The sequence below is a fragment of the Cellulosimicrobium sp. BMG9.23 genome, from assembly GCF_059159985.1.
On sequence record NZ_JBZGBZ010000007.1, the window covers coordinates 306951 to 322633 of the forward strand.

The 15683-nt window shown below is 73.3% G+C and carries 13 protein-coding genes; 8 read left to right on the forward strand and 5 right to left on the reverse strand.

Features of this window, described 5'->3' with window-relative positions:
- Positions 1–5: 5 nt before the first annotated feature.
- The 3 genes from AC4H2G_RS14325 to AC4H2G_RS14335 are packed head-to-tail and all read right to left on the reverse strand — an operon-like array spanning position 6 to position 3126.
- On the reverse strand, positions 6–857 hold the full coding sequence (locus tag AC4H2G_RS14325) for a carbohydrate ABC transporter permease (protein ID WP_494366391.1): 852 nt from the start codon (positions 855–857) through the stop codon (positions 6–8).
- Positions 857–1798, reverse strand: a complete 942-nt coding sequence (locus AC4H2G_RS14330) for a carbohydrate ABC transporter permease (RefSeq protein WP_494366466.1) — start codon at positions 1796–1798, stop codon at positions 857–859. The genes AC4H2G_RS14325 and AC4H2G_RS14330 overlap by 1 nt, the downstream gene beginning before the upstream one ends.
- A 35-nt stretch (positions 1799–1833) precedes the next feature.
- Complete coding sequence (locus AC4H2G_RS14335; protein WP_494366392.1) at positions 1834–3126, reverse strand: extracellular solute-binding protein; 1293 nt, start codon at positions 3124–3126, stop codon at positions 1834–1836.
- 125 nt (positions 3127–3251) lie between these two features.
- Here AC4H2G_RS14335 and AC4H2G_RS14340 point away from each other — a divergent pair, with 125 nt between their 5' ends.
- Both AC4H2G_RS14340 and AC4H2G_RS14345 read left to right on the forward strand, forming a co-directional pair.
- On the forward strand, positions 3252–3920 hold the full coding sequence (locus tag AC4H2G_RS14340) for a carbonic anhydrase (RefSeq protein WP_494366393.1): 669 nt from the start codon (positions 3252–3254) through the stop codon (positions 3918–3920).
- Between the two features lie 41 nt (positions 3921–3961).
- Entirely contained in the window at positions 3962–5401 is a 1440-nt protein-coding gene (locus AC4H2G_RS14345) for a class II fumarate hydratase (protein WP_494366394.1), read from the forward strand.
- A 187-nt stretch (positions 5402–5588) separates the two neighbouring features.
- Here the strand turns inward: AC4H2G_RS14345 and AC4H2G_RS14350 are convergent, their stop codons facing one another.
- Both AC4H2G_RS14350 and phoH2 read right to left on the reverse strand, forming a co-directional pair.
- A complete protein-coding gene (locus AC4H2G_RS14350; protein WP_494366395.1) occupies positions 5589–7127 on the reverse strand; it encodes an MFS transporter in 1539 nt (512 codons plus the stop codon).
- Positions 7128–7382: 255 nt separating this feature from the next.
- The gene (gene phoH2, locus AC4H2G_RS14355; RefSeq protein ID WP_494366396.1) at positions 7383–8741 is read right to left on the reverse strand and encodes an RNA 5'-3' helicase PhoH2; all 1359 of its coding nucleotides are present in this window, start codon (positions 8739–8741) and stop codon (positions 7383–7385) included.
- A 301-nt stretch (positions 8742–9042) separates the two neighbouring features.
- Here phoH2 and AC4H2G_RS14360 point away from each other — a divergent pair, with 301 nt between their 5' ends.
- From AC4H2G_RS14360 to AC4H2G_RS14385, 6 genes are all read left to right on the forward strand, one after another.
- Positions 9043–10587: an amidase gene (locus tag AC4H2G_RS14360; protein WP_494366397.1), complete on the forward strand. Its 1545-nt coding sequence runs from the start codon at positions 9043–9045 to the stop codon at positions 10585–10587.
- Entirely contained in the window at positions 10584–11165 is a 582-nt protein-coding gene (locus AC4H2G_RS14365; protein WP_494366398.1) for a DUF1697 domain-containing protein, read from the forward strand. The genes AC4H2G_RS14360 and AC4H2G_RS14365 overlap by 4 nt, the downstream gene beginning before the upstream one ends.
- 87 nt (positions 11166–11252) lie before the next feature.
- On the forward strand, positions 11253–12539 hold the full coding sequence (nhaA, locus tag AC4H2G_RS14370; protein WP_494366399.1) for a Na+/H+ antiporter NhaA: 1287 nt from the start codon (positions 11253–11255) through the stop codon (positions 12537–12539).
- A gap of 159 nt (positions 12540–12698) precedes the next feature.
- Positions 12699–13625, forward strand: a complete 927-nt coding sequence (locus AC4H2G_RS14375; RefSeq protein WP_494366400.1) for a CoA transferase subunit A — start codon at positions 12699–12701, stop codon at positions 13623–13625.
- A gap of 3 nt (positions 13626–13628) precedes the next feature.
- Positions 13629–14288, forward strand: a complete 660-nt coding sequence (locus AC4H2G_RS14380) for a CoA transferase subunit B (protein WP_494366401.1) — start codon at positions 13629–13631, stop codon at positions 14286–14288.
- A gap of 175 nt (positions 14289–14463) precedes the next feature.
- Positions 14464–15630, forward strand: a complete 1167-nt coding sequence (locus tag AC4H2G_RS14385) for an acetyl-CoA C-acyltransferase (RefSeq protein WP_494366467.1) — start codon at positions 14464–14466, stop codon at positions 15628–15630.
- Positions 15631–15683 lie beyond the last annotated feature (53 nt).

The window sequence follows — 15683 nt, forward strand, 5'->3', positions numbered from 1 at the left end:
CATGCTCATCCCTTCACAGCCCCCTGCGTCAGGCCGGAGACGATCTGCCGCTGGAACAGGATCACCAGGGCGACGACCGGGATCGTCACGACGACGGCGGCCGCGGAGATCGCGCCCGTCGGCTCCTCGAAGTACGACGCGCCCGTGAAGAACGCGAGCGCCGCGGGCACCGGCCGGGCCGCGCTCGTGGAGGTGAGCGAGATGCCGTACACGAAGTCGTTCCACGCGATGAAGAACGCGATGAGTGCCGTCGTGAAGACACCGGGGGCGGCGAGCGGGACGATCGCCTTGCGGAACGCCTGCCACTGCGTCGCACCGTCGACCTGCGCGGCCTGCTCGAGCTCCCACGGGATCTGGCGGAAGAAGGCGGCCAGGGTCCAGATGGAGATCGGGAGCGTGAGCGACAGGTACGGGATGATCAGGCCGATCCACGTGTCGTAGAGCCCGATGTTGCGCCACAGGTTGAACAGGGGCGTGACGATCGAGACGACGGGGAAGATCGACACGCCGAGCGCCGTCGTGAGGATGAGGCGCTTGCCCGGGAAGTCCAGGCGCGCGATCGCGTACGCACAAAGCGTCGCGAGCACGACCGCGATCACCGTCGCGATGAGCGAGATGCCGATGGAGTTGCGCAGCGCGGACAGGAAGAGTTCCTGCGCGGAGCCGTCGGGAGCGAGGATCTGCTCGTAGTTCTCCGTGCTCCAGGTCGGCGGCAGGAACGTGCCGGAGTTGATCTCCGCCGACGACTTGAAGCTCGTCATGAAGATCGACACGACCGGGAACAGGGCCCCGACGAGGACGACCACGGTGATGACGGCCCACCAGACGCGGGCCCGGGTGCTCAGCACGCTGCCCATCACTTCTCCCCTCTCGCGCCGGCGAGGTCGACCTTGAAGAGCTTGATCGCGACGAAGCAGATCCCGACCACGCACAGGAAGAGCAGCACCGAGATGGCCGAGCCCATGCCGATCTGGAGCTGACCGATCGACGTCCGGTAGGCCAGCAGCGAGAGCACCTCGGTGTTGTTCGCGCCGTTCGTCATGATGAACACGTTGTCGAAGATGCGGAACGCGTCGAGCGCGCGGAACAGCACGGCGACCATGATCGCCGCCTTCATGTTCGGCACGATGACGCGTGTGAAGCGCTGCCACGACGTGGCGCCGTCGACCTTCGCCGCTTCCTCGAGGTCCCCCGGCACCTGAGCAAGGCCGGCGAGGAGCAGCAGGGAGATGAAGGGTGTCGTCTTCCACACCTCGGACGCGATGATGACGAACAGGCTCGTGCCTGTGTTCGCGAACCAGTTGAGGTCGCTGTCGATGCCCGGTACCCACGAGAACCAGCTGTTCACGTAGCCCGAGGTGATGTCGAAGGCGTAGAACCAGGCGAAGGCCGAGACGACGGTGATGATGCCGTACGGCACGAGGATCGCCGTGCGCAGCAGGCCGCGCAGGCGCTTGATCGCACGGTGCATGACGAGCGCGAGGGCGAAGCCGAGGACGAGCTCGACGACCACGGAGACGACCATGATGAGGAACGTGACCAGGAAGTCGCGCCACCACACCCAGTCGGACAGGATGACCCCGTAGTTGGCCAGCCCGACGAACGTCCGGTCGTCGGGTGCCGTGAGCTTGTAGTTGAACAGGGAGTCGTAGACGGCCTGGAGGATCGGGTAGAGCGTGACCGCCAGCATGACGACGAACGCCGGCCCGGCGAGGTACCAGCCGAGGCGCGCCTCGGCCCGGCTGCGGTCGCTGCGCGCCGCCTTCGCCGCGCGTTCTCCGCCGGTCCCGTCGTCGATCTCGACGTCCCTCGCGCTTCCCGGGATGGTGGTGCTCACAGCAGTCGCTCCCCTCGCAGGACGGCGGTGATGAACTCGGAGGACTGCTGCGGCGTCGTCTCGGGGTCGACGTCGGACGGCGGATACCAGGTCTGCTGCAGCCCGGTCGACACCTCGTTGTAGAACGGCGTCTGCGGCCGCGGGGCCGCCTGGTCGAGCGAGTCCCGGATGACGTCGTACATGGGGAACGCCTCCTGCACCTCGGGATCCTCGTAGGCTTCGATGCTCGCGGCAGGGTTGCCGTTCGTGACGAAGTACTCCGCCTGGTTCTCGGGACTCACGATGCACTCCGTCGCCTGGTACGCGAGGTCGGGGTGCGCGCCGAACGCGCCGACGCCGAGGCTGATCCCGCCGTACGGCGGCCGGGCGTCCTCGCCCTCGACCGTCTGCGGGTACAGCGCCCAGCCGATGTCGTCGAGCAGCTCCTGGTCGAGCGATCCGCCCTCGACGGCGCCCTGGGTCGACGACCAGACGAACGGCCAGTTCACCATGAACGACCCGCGGTCCCCCTGGAAGAGCGTCAGCGACGCCGGCTCGTCCGCGCTCGGCAGGCCCGGCCCGCCCACGCCCGACGTCCCGATGTCGCCCATGATCCGGGCCGCCTCCGTCCCCGCCTCCGACTCGAGCCCGAGCTGGAGCTCCTCCGGCGGCGCCTCCGGGTTCTCGAGGATCTCGCCGCCCGCCCCGGCGACGAGGGCGTTGATCCACACCGTGAGCGACTCGGTCTTCGCGCCCTGCACGGCGAGCAGCGCGTCCTGGTCCTGCGCCGCCTCGATGATCTGGTCCCAGGTCACCGGCCCGCCCATGTCGAGCCCCGCCGCCTCCGCGACGGACTTGCGGTACCAGAGCAGCTGGGTGTTCGCCCAGAACGGGACCGCGACGAGCTCGTCCTTCCACGTGGACGCGTCGACTGCGCCCTGCACCACGTCCTGGGTCGTGGCGTCGGCGACGTCGTCGGGGACCGGGGCGAGGAAATCGGCCTCCGCGAACTCGGCGATGAACACCGGGTCGAGGCTCATGAGATCGATGGAGGAGTCCTTCGCGGCGAGGCGACGGGCCAGCTGCTCGCGCTGCGCCGGCGCGTCACGCGGCAGCAGCTCCGTCTCGATCCGGTAGGCGCCGTCGGCCTCCTCCGTGCACGACGCCGCGATCTCGGCCTGGCCCCCGGCGTCCGGGTTGATGTACCACGTGAGGACCGGTGGCCCGTCGTCGCCGGGCCCGCACGCCGCCAGCGGCGCGAGCACCGCCAGGGCGGTGAGGGCGGCGAGCGGTCGGGTGCGTCGGCGCACGTGGGGGTCCCTTCGTCGCAAGGTCGGGCTGTGGTCCGGCTCCACCTCATGGCTACACCCGAGCATCGCTGCTCGCCACGTGAACGCCCCCGACCTGCGTCGTCGTCGTGCGCCATCATGGGCGCATGAGCACCTCCGTGGACCAGCGATCCCTCACCCCCGCCGAGGCGTGGGCGACGCTGCGGGCCGGCAACGACCGGTTCGTCGCCGACGCGCCGTTGCACCCCTCGCAGGGTGCCGACCGACGCCGCGAGACGTCCGCGGCGCAGCACCCCCACACCGTCCTGTTCGGGTGCTCCGACTCCCGTGTCGCCGCGGAGATCGTCTTCGACCAGGGGCTCGGGGACATGTTCGTCGTGCGGACGGCGGGGCACGTCGTGGACACCACGGTGCTCGGCTCGATCGAGTACGGCGTGGACATCCTGTCCGCGCCGCTCGTCGTGGTCCTCGGACACGACTCGTGCGGCGCGGTGGCCGCCGCGGTGAACACCCTCACGACGGGAGCGCAGGCCGACGGCTTCGTCCGTGCCGTCGTCGACCGGGTCATCCCGTCGATCGCCAAGATCACGAGCGCGGGCGGCGGCTCCCTGGAGAGCATCGACCCCGACGTCCTGCGCCGCGAGCACGTGCGCAACACGGTCGACATGCTGCACTCCTACTCGGCCGGGCTGGCTGCCGCCGTCGCCGAGGGCCGCTGCGCGATCGTCGGCGTGGAGTACGACTTCACGGAGGGTCGCGCGCGCCTCGTGGACGTCGTGGGCGACGTCGGCGAGGTGCCGCACCCCGACGCCTGACCGCCGTCGGCCCGGTCCGCGCGGTGCGGCAGGATGGTCCCATGACTGCATCCCCCGAGGCCCTCGGCGGCGTCGCCGGCGACGCCACGACCGCGTACCGCATCGAGCACGACACGATGGGCGAGGTGCGCGTCCCCGCGCGCGCCCTCTACCGCGCGCAGACCCAGCGCGCGGTGGAGAACTTCCCCATCTCCGGGACCCCCCTCGAGCGAGGGCACATCGAGGCGCTCGCCCGCGTCAAGAAGGCCGCGGCGCGTGCGAACGCCGAGCTCGGCGTCCTCGACGAGGACGTCGCCGCCGCGATCGTCGCCGCCGCCGACGAGGTGGCCTCCGGCGCCCACGACGAGCACTTCCCCGTCGACGTCTTCCAGACCGGCTCCGGGACGTCGTCGAACATGAACACCAACGAGGTCCTCGCGACGCTCGCGACGCGCTCGCTCGGGCGCGACGTCCACCCGAACGACCACGTCAACGCGTCGCAGTCGTCCAACGACGTCTTCCCGACGTCGGTGCACGTCGCCGCGACGGCGGGCGTCGTGCGCGACCTCGTCCCCGCGCTCGAGCACCTCGCGGGCGAGCTCGGGGCGAAGGCCACCGAGTTCGCGACGGTGGTCAAGTCGGGCCGCACGCACCTCATGGACGCGACGCCCGTGACGCTCGGCCAGGAGTTCGGCGGGTACGCCGCGGCGGTCCGGTACGGGATCGAGCGGCTCCAGGCGGCGCTCCCCCGCGCCGCGGAGGTCCCGCTCGGCGGCACCGCCGTCGGCACGGGCATCAACACGCCGGCCGGGTTCCCGCAGCGCGTCATCGCCCTGCTCGTCGAGGACACCGGCCTGCCGCTCACCGAGGCGCGCGACCACTTCGAGGCCCAGTCCGCGCGCGACGGGCTCGTCGAGCTGTCGGGCGCGCTGCGCACGATCGCCGTGTCGCTCACGAAGATCTGCAACGACCTGCGCTGGATGGGCTCCGGCCCCAACACAGGCCTCGGCGAGATCTTCATCCCCGACCTGCAGCCGGGCAGCTCGATCATGCCGGGCAAGGTCAACCCCGTCGTCCCCGAGGCCGTGCTCATGGTCGCGGCGCGCGTGATCGGCAACGACGCGACCGTCGCGTGGGCCGGGGCGTCGGGCAGCTTCGAGCTCAACGTGCAGATCCCCGTCATCGCGCAGGGCGTCCTCGAGTCGGTCCGTCTCCTCGCGAACGCGTCCCGGGTCCTCGCTGACCGGACCGTCGTGGGCATCACCGCCAACGTCGAGAAGGCGCGCGCGTTCGCCGAGTCGTCGCCCTCGATCGTCACGCCGCTCAACCGCGTCATCGGGTACGAGGCCGCGGCGAAGGTCGCGAAGCACTCCGTGAAGGAGGGCCTCACCGTGCGTCAGGCCGTCGTCGACCTCGGCTTCGTCGAGCGCGGCGAGGTCACCGAGGCGCAGCTCGACGAGGCGCTGGACGTGCTGTCGATGACGCGTCCGCCGCAGGGCTGACCTTCCGTCGAGAACGTCTCTGCCTGACCCTGGGTGGCCGGGTGGGGTGGGGGCGCCGGTCTACCATCCGCGGGCTCGTTCCTCGCCCGCTCCCGCCAGACCCGCCACGACCGGCGCCCCCACCCCACCCGACCTTTTGCACGTCACCACGTGTCGAGGGTCGGGTGGGCGGACCTCAGCCGGTGGCTCAGCCGAGGTGTGCGGGCTGGTGGTCGCCGGTCGGGAGGAGGCGGTCCTTCGGGCCGCGAACCAGGGCAAACGCGAGGACCGCGCCGAGCGCCATCGTGATCGCTGCGGCGACGAAGACCGCCGAGTAGCCGTCGACGAGGTCCGCCGGGGTGGGGGCGCCCGCCGTCGGCAGGGCGCTCGCGTAGATCGTCGTGAAGACCGAGAGGCCGATCGAGCCGCCGATCTGCATCGCCGCGTTGACGGTCGCGCTCGCGGCGCCGGCGTCGTGCGGGGCGACGCCCGCGAGCGCGACGTTCTGGAGCGGGACGAGGACGAGCGCGAGGCCGACGCCGAGCACGAGCTGCGACGGCAGGATCTCCGCGGCGTAGGAGCCGTCGACGGTGACCCGGCTGAGCAGGAGCAGACCTGCCGCGGCGACGAGCGGGCCGGCGATCATGAGCGGTCGCGGGCCGACGCGAGGCAGCAGGACCGCGGTGACGACCGGCGCGAGGACCAGGATGACGAGCGTCATCGGCACGGAGCCCAGGCCCGCGCGCAGCGGCGGGAGACCCATGACGACCTGCAGGTGGAACGACAGGTAGAGCAGGGCGCCGATCATGAGCGTGCCCACGATCGCCTGGAGGAGGAAGGCCCCCGCCCGGACGCGGTCGCGCACGATGCGCAGCGGGAGCAGCGGCTGGGCCACGCGCGACTCGACCAGGACGAAGAGGGCGAGCAGCGCGACACCGCCGACGAGGCACGCGACGGTTTCCGGCGCGGTCCAGCTGTGCTCCGCGAGCGTGAGGCCGTAGACGAGCGCGCCGAGCCCGAGCACGACGACGATCGTCCCGAGCACGTCGTAGCGGTTGTCTCCCTCTGCCCGGCTCTCCGCCACCAGGAGCTTGCCGGCCACGAAGGCGACGACCACGACGGGGACGTTGACCCACAGGCACCAGCGCCAGTCCGCGAGCTCGGTGAGCGCACCCCCGAGCACGAGCCCGACGGCGGCGCCGACACCCGCGATCGCGCCGAAGACGGCGAACGCCGTGTTGCGCTCCTTGCCGCTCGGGAAGGAGACGGTGAGCAGCGCGAGCGCGGCCGGGGCGAGCAGCGCCGCGAACGCGCCCTGGAGCCCGCGCGCGGCGATCAGCTCGACGCCGTCGCGTGCGAAGCCGGCCAGCAGCGACGCGACGCCGAACCCGACCATGCCGAGCAGGAAGGTGCGCTTGCGGCCCCAGTAGTCGGCGATCCGGCCGCCGAGCAGGAGGAGCGCGCCGAACGCGAGCGCGTACGCCGTGACGACCCACTGGCGCTGGGAGTCGGAGAGGCCGAGCTCGGCCTGCGCCTGCGGGAGCGCGATGCTGACGATCGTCCCGTCGAGGACGACGAGGAGCTGCGTCGCGGCGAGGACGACGAGGACCCACCACCGCCTGGCCGAACGGTCGGGCGGGCCGTCGGCGGGCGGCATCGTCGGAGTGGTCGCGACAGCGGGCGCGTGCGTCCGTCCGGAGTCGGAGGCGGGCTCGTCGAGGCGTGCCGGGGCAGGGCGTGAGGACATGGGGCGACCTTCTGCGGCGGGAGGGGAGATCATGGGGTTTCCAGCCCGGACCCGGTCGTCACGCGCTCTGCGCGGAGACCCGGCCGCTCCAACCGCGGGGTCGGACAGACGGACAACTCTAGCCCGCCGTGCGCTTCCCTCGCCCGTCCCTGCCCGGGTGACGTCGCTCACGACTACCCGTCGCTCCCGGAGTCGCGTTCTCGGAGTGCCGTGAGGTAGAGCCCTGGTCGACGACCAGGGCTCTACCTCACGAGGTCAGACCTCGATGGACTCGAGCATCTCCGTGACGAGAGCGGCCACGGGCGAGCGCTCGGAGCGCGTGAGCGTCACGTGCGCGAACAGCGGGTGGCCCTTGAGCGCCTCGATGACCGCGGCGACGCCGTCGTGCCGCCCGACCCGCAGGTTGTCGCGCTGCGCGACGTCGTGGGTGAGCACGACGCGCGACGACTGCCCGATGCGCGAGAGCACGGTCAGGAGCACGTTGCGCTCGAGCGACTGGGCCTCGTCGACGATGACGAACGCGTCGTGCAGGGACCTGCCGCGGATGTGCGTGAGCGGCAGGACCTCGAGCATGTCGCGCTCGATCACCTCGTCGAGGACCTGCGGGGAGACGAGCGCGCCGAGGGTGTCGTACACCGCCTGCGCCCAGGGGTTCATCTTCTCGGCCTCGGATCCCGGCAGGTACCCGAGCTCTTGGCCGCCCACGGCGTAGAGGGGTCGGAACACCATGACCTTGCGGTGCTTGCGGCGCTCCATGACGGCCTCGAGCCCGGCGCACAGCGCGAGCGCCGACTTGCCCGTCCCCGCGCGACCGCCGAGGGAGAGGATCCCGACGCTGTCGTCGAGGAGCAGGTCGATCGCGACCCGCTGCTCCGCGGAACGTCCGTGCAGCCCGAACAGGTCCCGGTCGCCGCGCACGAGCTGCACGTGCTTGTCGGCCGTGACCCGGCCGAGCGCGGACCCGCGCGGCGAGTGCACCACGAGCCCCGTGTGGCAGTGCAGGGCTCCGGCCGCCTCCACCACAGCGGGATCCAGGCTCGCGATCTCGACGGACTCGTGCTCCCACAGGGTGGCCGTCTCCTCGTCCGTGAACGAGATCTCGCTCATGCCGGTCCACCCCGAGTCGACCGCGAGCTCGTGCCGGTACTCCTCCGCGCGCAGCCCGACGGCCGACGCCTTGACGCGCATCGGCAGGTCCTTCGACACGACCGTCACGTCGTGACCCTCGGCCGCGAGGTTCGCCGCGACGGACAGGATGCGCGTGTCGTTGTCGCCCAGGCGGAACCCGGCCGGCAGGACCGTGGGGTCCGTGTGGTTGAGCTCGACGCGCAACGTGCCGCCCACGTCGCCGACCGGGATCGGCGCGTCGAGGCGACCGTGCTTCACGCGCAGCTCGTCGAGCATGCGCAGCGCGCTGCGCGCGAAGTACCCGAGCTCGGCGTGGTGCCGCTTGGCCTCGAGCTCCGTGATGACGACGACCGGGAGGACGACGTCGTGCTCGGCGAACCGCCCGATGGCGCGCGGGTCGCTCAGGAGGACCGAGGTGTCGACGACGAACGTCCGTAGTCCGTCGCCGTCCGGGGCAGGACCGGGGGTGGGTGAGGTGTGGACCACGAGGGCTCCCCTCCGGCGCACGTGCGCCGTTCTCTCTCTGGGCGAGGCAGGCGACCGGCCGATGTGCTGACGTGCCAGGAGTGGCACAGCTCAGCAGCGCCGGTGCCGGCCCTCCTGAGCGGAGCATGAACCCCATCGGCTGGCCTCCCGGAGGACGGCGATGGTGCCGTCCGTCCCTCGCGAAACTACGCCCGTGTGATTCCGATCACCAGCCCTGCGCCCTCGTGTCGCCGAGGTTTAACCCGGCGTTCACGTCGAGCACGTCCGGTGCCGAGAGGACCGTCCCGGTAGCGTCGGGCGCATGGGCCTCCCCGACCTGCACGATCTCGACGCGACCGCGCTCGCGCGGGCGCTCCGGGCCGGCGACGTCTCGCCGACCGAGGTGCTCGCCGCCACCCTCGAGGCCGCCGAGCGGACGGGCGCGGCGCTCGGCGCCTTCGCGGCGCTGGCGCCCGAGCTCTCGCGCACGCAGGCCGAGGCGGCCGAGGCCGCGCTCGTCGCGGCACGCCGTGACGGGACCGCCGACGACCCCGACGCGCTCCCCCCGTTCCTCGGGGTCCCGTGCCCGGTGAAGGACCTCACGATGGTCGCCGGGGTGCCGATGCGCGCCGGGTCGGCGGCCCTCGACCCGTTCACGCCCGCGGTCGACGACGGCGTCGTGACGCTCCTGCGTGCGGCGGGCACCGTGCTGGTCGGCAAGACCTCGACGCCCGAGCTCGGGCTGCCCTGCTACACCGAGCCCGACGTCGGCCCGCCCGCCCGTACGCCGTGGGACCTCGCCCGGTCGGCCGGCGGGTCGAGCGGCGGTGCCGCCGCGGCGGTCGCGGGGCGCGTCGTGGCCGTCGCGCACGGCAGCGACGGCGGCGGTTCGTTGCGCATCCCCGCGAGCGCGTGCGGCCTCGTCGGGCTCAAGCCCTCGCGCGGCCGGGTGAGCCCCGGCCCGTCCGGGGTCGACGGCGCGGGGCTCGCCACGCACGGGGTCCTCACCCGGTCCGTCCGGGACACGGCGGCGTTCCTCGACGTGCTCGCGCGCCCGTGGCCGGGCGACACGTTCACCGGTGGCGACGTCGCGCCGTCGGGCACGCGCTCGCGCGAGCTCCTTGCCGGCGCGGACGGCCCGCCGCGGTCGTTCGCCGCGGCGCTCGCCGTGCCCGTCCGGCACGGGTCGCACGGAAGGCCTCTGCGCGTCGGCCTGCTCCTCGACCCCGTGATCGCCGCCGACGCCGCGGTGCACCCGGCGTGCGCAGGTGCGGCCCGCTCGGCCGCGGCGACGCTTGCCGCCGCCGGGCACGAGGTGGTCGAGGTCGCTCCCCCGTTCCCCGCCGAGCGCTGGGACGCGTTCGCGGCCCTGTGGTCCGTCGGCGCGCTCCAGGCGCCCGTGCCGCCGGACCGCGAGGACCGCCTCGTGCCGCTCACGCGGTGGCTGCGCGAGCGCGGACGCGCGGTCACGGGGCTGGAGCACGCGACGGCGCTCGCCGGGGTGCAGGCCCTCGCGCGCGAGGTCGCCGCGGCGTGGGCCGACGTCGACGTCGTCGTGTCGCCGACGCTCGCCCAGCCGCCGGCGCTCGTGGGCTCCCAGCGGCTCGACGACGACCCGGCCGCCGACTTCGCCGCGCAGACCGCGTTCACGCCGTGGACGAGCGTCTTCAACCTCACGGGCCGCCCGGCGATCTCGCTGCCGATCGGCGAGGCCCGCGTCTCGGACCCCGACGGCGCGACGCGCGCCGTCCCCGTCGGCGTCATGCTCGGCGCCGCCCACGGCGACGACGCGCTGCTGCTGTGCCTCGCCGCGCTGCTGGAGCAGGCGGCGCCCTGGTCCGACCGCCGTCCCCCGGAGGTGCCATGAGCTACGCCGCGCTGCTGTTCGCCGTGAACGTCGGCGGACGCAAGGTCCCGTCGACGCGCCTGCGCGCCCTGGCCGGCGAGCTCGGGTTCGCGTCGCCCCGCACGATCGTCAACAGCGGCAACCTCGTGGTCGCGCCCGGCAGTTCCGGTGTGCGGTCGGCCGACGACGTCGCGCGCCTCGTCCACGACGGCGTGGCCGAGGAGTTCGGCGCCGACGCGGCCGTCGTCGTGCTGACCACCGCACAGCTCGAACGGATCGTCGCGGACGTCCCGTGGCCGAAGGCCGCGCGCGAGGACCCGTCGCACCTGCTCGTGCTCGTCGGGCAGGAGCCGGTGGACGCCGCGGGGGTCGCGCGGCTGGACCTGTCGCACGCGGGGCGTGAGAGCCTCGCCGTCGCGCACGGCGTCCTCTACGCACGGTTTCCCGACGGCATCGGCCGCTCGCCGCTCACGACGACCGTGCTCTCGCGCGCCGCCGGCACACCGGTGACGGGCCGGAACTGGAACACCGTCACGCGGCTGCTCGAGCTCGCGCGCGAGGTCGACGACGACGGGGCACCCCGTCACGAAGGCACGTAGGATCGGACGCGGTGTGCCGGGAAGTCTGGTCGGCGACGGCCGGGGACCCCTCCGGCCGTTCTCGTGCTAGCCGACCCCTGGAGCACCATGATCTCTCCCGCCCCGACCACCCCGACCCGCGGTACCCGCGTGCGCCGCTGGGCCAGCCGCGAGACGACGGGGGGCGCGCTCCTCATCGGCGCCGCCCTCGTCGCGCTGATCTGGGCGAACTCGCCGTGGAGAGAGGCCTACCAGACGCTGTCCGACACCGTGGTCGGACCCTCCTCCCCGCTGCACCTCGACCTCACGCTCGAGACCTGGGCGGCCGACGGTCTGCTCGCGATCTTCTTCTTCGTCGTCGGCGTCGAGCTCAAGCAGGAGTTCGTGGCCGGGAGCCTGCGCAACCCGAAGCAGGCCGGGGTGCCGATGCTCGCCGCCGTCGGCGGCATGGCGGTGCCGGCACTGATCTTCGTCGTCGTGCTGCTCGTGACCGGCGACCGGAGCGCGCTGCACGGGTGGGCCATCCCGACGGCGACCGACATCGCCTTCGCGCTCGGCGTGCTCGCCGTGTTCGGCCGCGGCCTGCCCGTCGCGATCCGCACGTTCCTCCTCACGCTCGCCGTCGTGGACGACCTGCTCGCGATCGTCATCATCGCGATCTTCTACACCGAGGAGCTGAAGTGGGGCTATCTCGGCCTCGCGCTGCTCGCCGTCGCGGTGTTCGCGGTCCTCGTGCGCGCCCGGCGCACGCACTGGTGGCTCCTGCTCCCCGTCGCCGCGGTCGCCTGGGCGTTCATGCACGAGTCGGGCGTCCACGCGACGATCGCCGGCGTGCTCCTCGGCTTCACGGTGCCGGCGCTCGTCGTGCACGGGGAGACGCAGTCGCGCACCCACCGGTTCGAGCACACGATGCGGCCGATCTCCCAGGGCATCGCCCTGCCCGTGTTCGCGTTCTTCGCCGCGGGCGTCTCGATCGTCGGCGGCGAGACTCCGGTCGGTGAGGTCCTCACGCAGCCCGTCGTGCTCGCCATCGTCCTCGGGCTCGTGGTCGGCAAGGTCGTCGGCGTCCTCGGGGTCACGGCGCTCGTCACGCGCTTCACACCGCTGCGGCTCGCGGCCGGGATCGGCGTGCGCGACCTGCTGCCCGTCGGTCTCCTCGCCGGCATCGGGTTCACGGTGTCGCTCCTCGTCGCCGAGCTCTCGTTCCCCGACGCCGAGCACACCGACGGTGCGAAGATCGCGATCCTCGCGGCGTCGACCATCGCCGCCGTGCTCGCCGCGTTCTCGCTGCGGTGGGACGCACGCAAGGCGCGCTCCGACGACATGAACCGCGACGACCTGCCCGACGAGGTCACCGAGCTCATCGGCGACGAGAAGGACCGGCTCGAGCACTGACGGCCCGGCGCGCGACGAGCGCGCGGCGCACCGGTCGCCCGGACACCGTCCGGCGCGGGATGATCGACCCACGAAGATCCCGCGCGGCGCGGTCGCCGCGCGGCCGGTGCGCCGTCGTCCACCACCCCCGGGCGGCGGCCGTGACGAGGAGGTCGCGCCATGAGCCTGACGAGCCCACCCGTTCCCCCGCCCGCTCCGGGCCGCACCCACCCGGACCGGCGACCCGGGCTCGACAAGGTCGTCGCGTCGGCGGCCGAGGCGGTGGCCGACGTGCCCGACGGCGCGTCGCTCGCCGTCGGCGGGTTCGGCCTGTGCGGCAACCCGATCGCGCTCATCGAGGCGCTGCTCGCGCAGGGCACGCGCGACCTGTGGGTCGTGAGCAACAACTGCGGCGTCGACGACTGGGGGCTCGGCGTGCTGCTCGGCGCGGGCCGCATCCGGAGGATGACGAGCTCGTACGTCGGCGAGAACAAGGAGTTCGAGCGCCAGTTCCTCTCGGGCGAGCTCGAGCTCGAGCTCACGCCGCAGGGCACGCTGGCCGAGAAGCTGCGGGCCGGCGGCGCAGGGATCGCCGGGTTCTGGACCCGCACGGGCGTCGGCACCCAGGTCGCCGAGGGCGGCCTGCCCCAGCGGTACGACGGCGCGGGCGGCGTCGCGCAGGCGAGCGCGCCCAAGGAGGTGCGGACGTTCGGTGTGGGCCCGCGCGGCCGGGACGGCTCGTTCGCCGACGAGGCGGAGTTCGTGCTCGAGGACGCGATCACCACCGACTTCGCGCTGGTCCACGCGCTGCGCGGGGACCGGCACGGCAACCTCGTGTTCCACCGCTCGGCGCGCAACTTCTCCCCGCTCGCCGCGATGGCCGGCCGCGTGTGCGTCGCGCAGGTCGAGGAGCTCGTCGAGCCCGGCGAGATCGACCCCGACGCCGTGCACCTGCCCGGCGTGTTCGTGCACCGGGTCGTCGAGGTCGGGCCCGACGCACCCAAGCGCATCGAGCGCCGCACGGTCCGCACCGCCGCGCAGACCGACCGGCCCGCGCCCGCGGCGTCGGGCACCACTCCCGCCGTCCCCACAGCGAAGGAGGGCTGAGACATGCCGCTCACCCGTGACGAGATGGCCGCGCGCGCCGCGCGCGAGCTCCAGGACGGCTGGTACGTCAATCTCGGCATCGGTCTGCCGACCCTCGTGCCGAGCTACGTCCCGGCCGACAAGCACCTCGTGCTGCAGTCCGAGAACGGGATCCTCGGCGTGGGGCCCTACCCGACCGAGGACGCGGTCGACCCCGACCTCATCAACGCCGGCAAGGAGACCGTCACCGTCCTGCCGGGCGCGGCGTTCTTCGACTCCGCGCTGAGCTTCGGCATGATCCGCGGCGGCAAGATCGACGCGGCGATCCTCGGCGGCATGCAGGTCTCCGAGGGCGGCGATCTCGCGAACTGGATGATCCCGGGGAAGATGGTCAAGGGTCCGGGCGGCGCGATGGACCTCGTGCACGGCGCCGCCCGCGTCATCGTGCTCATGGAGCACGTCGCGCGCGACGGGTCGCCCAAGATCCTGCGGTCGTGCTCCCTCCCGCTGACCGGGCGGGGCGTCGTGCACCGGGTCGTCACCGACCTGGCCGTGCTCGACGTGACGCCGGACGGTCTCGTGCTGCGCGAGACCGCACCCGGCGTGAGCGTCGACGACGTGCGCGCGGCGACCGAGCCGGAGCTCGTCGTAGCGCTCGACGACGCACCGCTCGCCACGTCGTGACCGCACGCGCCCGGGGTAGCGTGGGAAGCAGCGGCGCCACACCCCCGGCGCCCGCGCAGACAGCGCCGTCCGCACCCCAGGAGGTCCAGCAGTGAGCACCACGTCCCGCTCCCACGACGTCACCCCCGCCGCCCGGCCCGATGTCACCCCCGCCGCCCGCCCGGACGACGTCGTCATCGTCTCCGCCGCCCGCACGCCCCAGGGGCGGCTCAAGGGCTCGCTCGCGGCGCTGACCGCCGTCGAGCTCGGCGCCGTCGCCGCGCGCGCCGCGATCGAGCGCTGTGGGCTCGGCGCGGAGGCCGTCGACGCCGTGGTCTTCGGGCAGGTGCTCCAGGCGGGCGCCGGCCAGAACCCGGCGCGGCAGACCGCGGCCGCCGCGGGCGTCGGCTGGGAGGTCCCCGCGGTGACCGTCAACAAGGTGTGCCTGTCCGGGCTCACGGCGGTGATCGACGGGACGCGGCTGATCCGGTCCGGCGAGGCCGAGGTCGTGCTCGTCGGCGGCCAGGAGTCCATGACGAACACGCCGCACCTCCTGCCGGGCTCCCGGGCCGGGTTCGCGTTCGGCGACGCGACGCTCGTCGACGCCGTCGCGCGCGACGGCCTGACCGACGCGTTCGACCGCGCGTCGATGGGCGTCTCGACCGAGCGCACCAACACCGGGGACGTGTTCGTCTCCCGGGAGGAGCAGGACGCCGTCGCCGCCGCCTCGCACCAGCGGGCGGCCGCCGCGGCCAAGGACGGCCTGCTCGACGCCGAGCTCGCCCCCGTGAGCGTCCCGCAGCGCCGGGGCGAGCCCGTCGAGGTCCGCGACGACGAGGGCGTGCGCCCCGACACGACCGTCGAGGGCCTCGCGCGACTCCGCCCGGCGTTCGACACCGAGGGCACCATCACCGCGGGCAACGCGTCGCAGATCTCCGACGGCGCCGCGGCGCTCGTCCTCACGACACGCGCCCGGGCCGAGTCCGCCGGCGCGACCGTGCTCGCGACCGTGCGCACGTGGGGACAGGTCGCCGGACCCGACACGTCCCTGCACTCGCAGCCCGCCCGCGCGATCCGGCAGGCGCTCGACCGGGCGGGCTGGTCGGTCGACGACCTCGACCTCGTGGAGATCAACGAGGCGTTCGCCACGGTGGTCGCCGTCTCGACGCGCGTGCTCGGCGTCGACCCCGAGATCGTCAACGTGCACGGCGGCGGGATCTCGCTCGGCCACCCCATCGGCGCGTCGGGCGCGCGGCTCGCGGTCCACGCGGCGCACGAGCTGGCGCGCCGTGGCGGCGGACGGGCCGCCGTCGGGCTGTGCGGTGGCGGTGGGCAGGGAGAGGCGTTGCTGCTCGAGGCGTAGCTCTTGCTCGGTGTCGGTCACCTCGGGTGGAGGGGTGGGTGGGGGCGCCGCGT

Excerpts from the sequence above, each read along its gene's own strand:
- AC4H2G_RS14380 (WP_494366401.1), top strand. The coding sequence starts at position 13,629 with ATGCCGCTCACCCGTGACGAGATGGCCGCGCGCGCCGCGCGCGAGCTC.
- AC4H2G_RS14350 (WP_494366395.1), bottom strand. The coding sequence starts at position 7,127 with ATGTCCTCACGCCCTGCCCCGGCACGCCTCGACGAGCCCGCCTCCGAC.
- AC4H2G_RS14325 (WP_494366391.1), bottom strand. The coding sequence starts at position 857 with ATGGGCAGCGTGCTGAGCACCCGGGCCCGCGTCTGGTGGGCCGTCATC.
- AC4H2G_RS14345 (WP_494366394.1), top strand. The coding sequence starts at position 3,962 with ATGACTGCATCCCCCGAGGCCCTCGGCGGCGTCGCCGGCGACGCCACG.
- AC4H2G_RS14360 (WP_494366397.1), top strand. The coding sequence starts at position 9,043 with ATGGGCCTCCCCGACCTGCACGATCTCGACGCGACCGCGCTCGCGCGG.
- AC4H2G_RS14365 (WP_494366398.1), top strand. The coding sequence starts at position 10,584 with ATGAGCTACGCCGCGCTGCTGTTCGCCGTGAACGTCGGCGGACGCAAG.
- AC4H2G_RS14340 (WP_494366393.1), top strand. The coding sequence starts at position 3,252 with ATGAGCACCTCCGTGGACCAGCGATCCCTCACCCCCGCCGAGGCGTGG.
- AC4H2G_RS14375 (WP_494366400.1), top strand. The coding sequence starts at position 12,699 with ATGAGCCTGACGAGCCCACCCGTTCCCCCGCCCGCTCCGGGCCGCACC.
- nhaA (WP_494366399.1), top strand. The coding sequence starts at position 11,253 with ATGATCTCTCCCGCCCCGACCACCCCGACCCGCGGTACCCGCGTGCGC.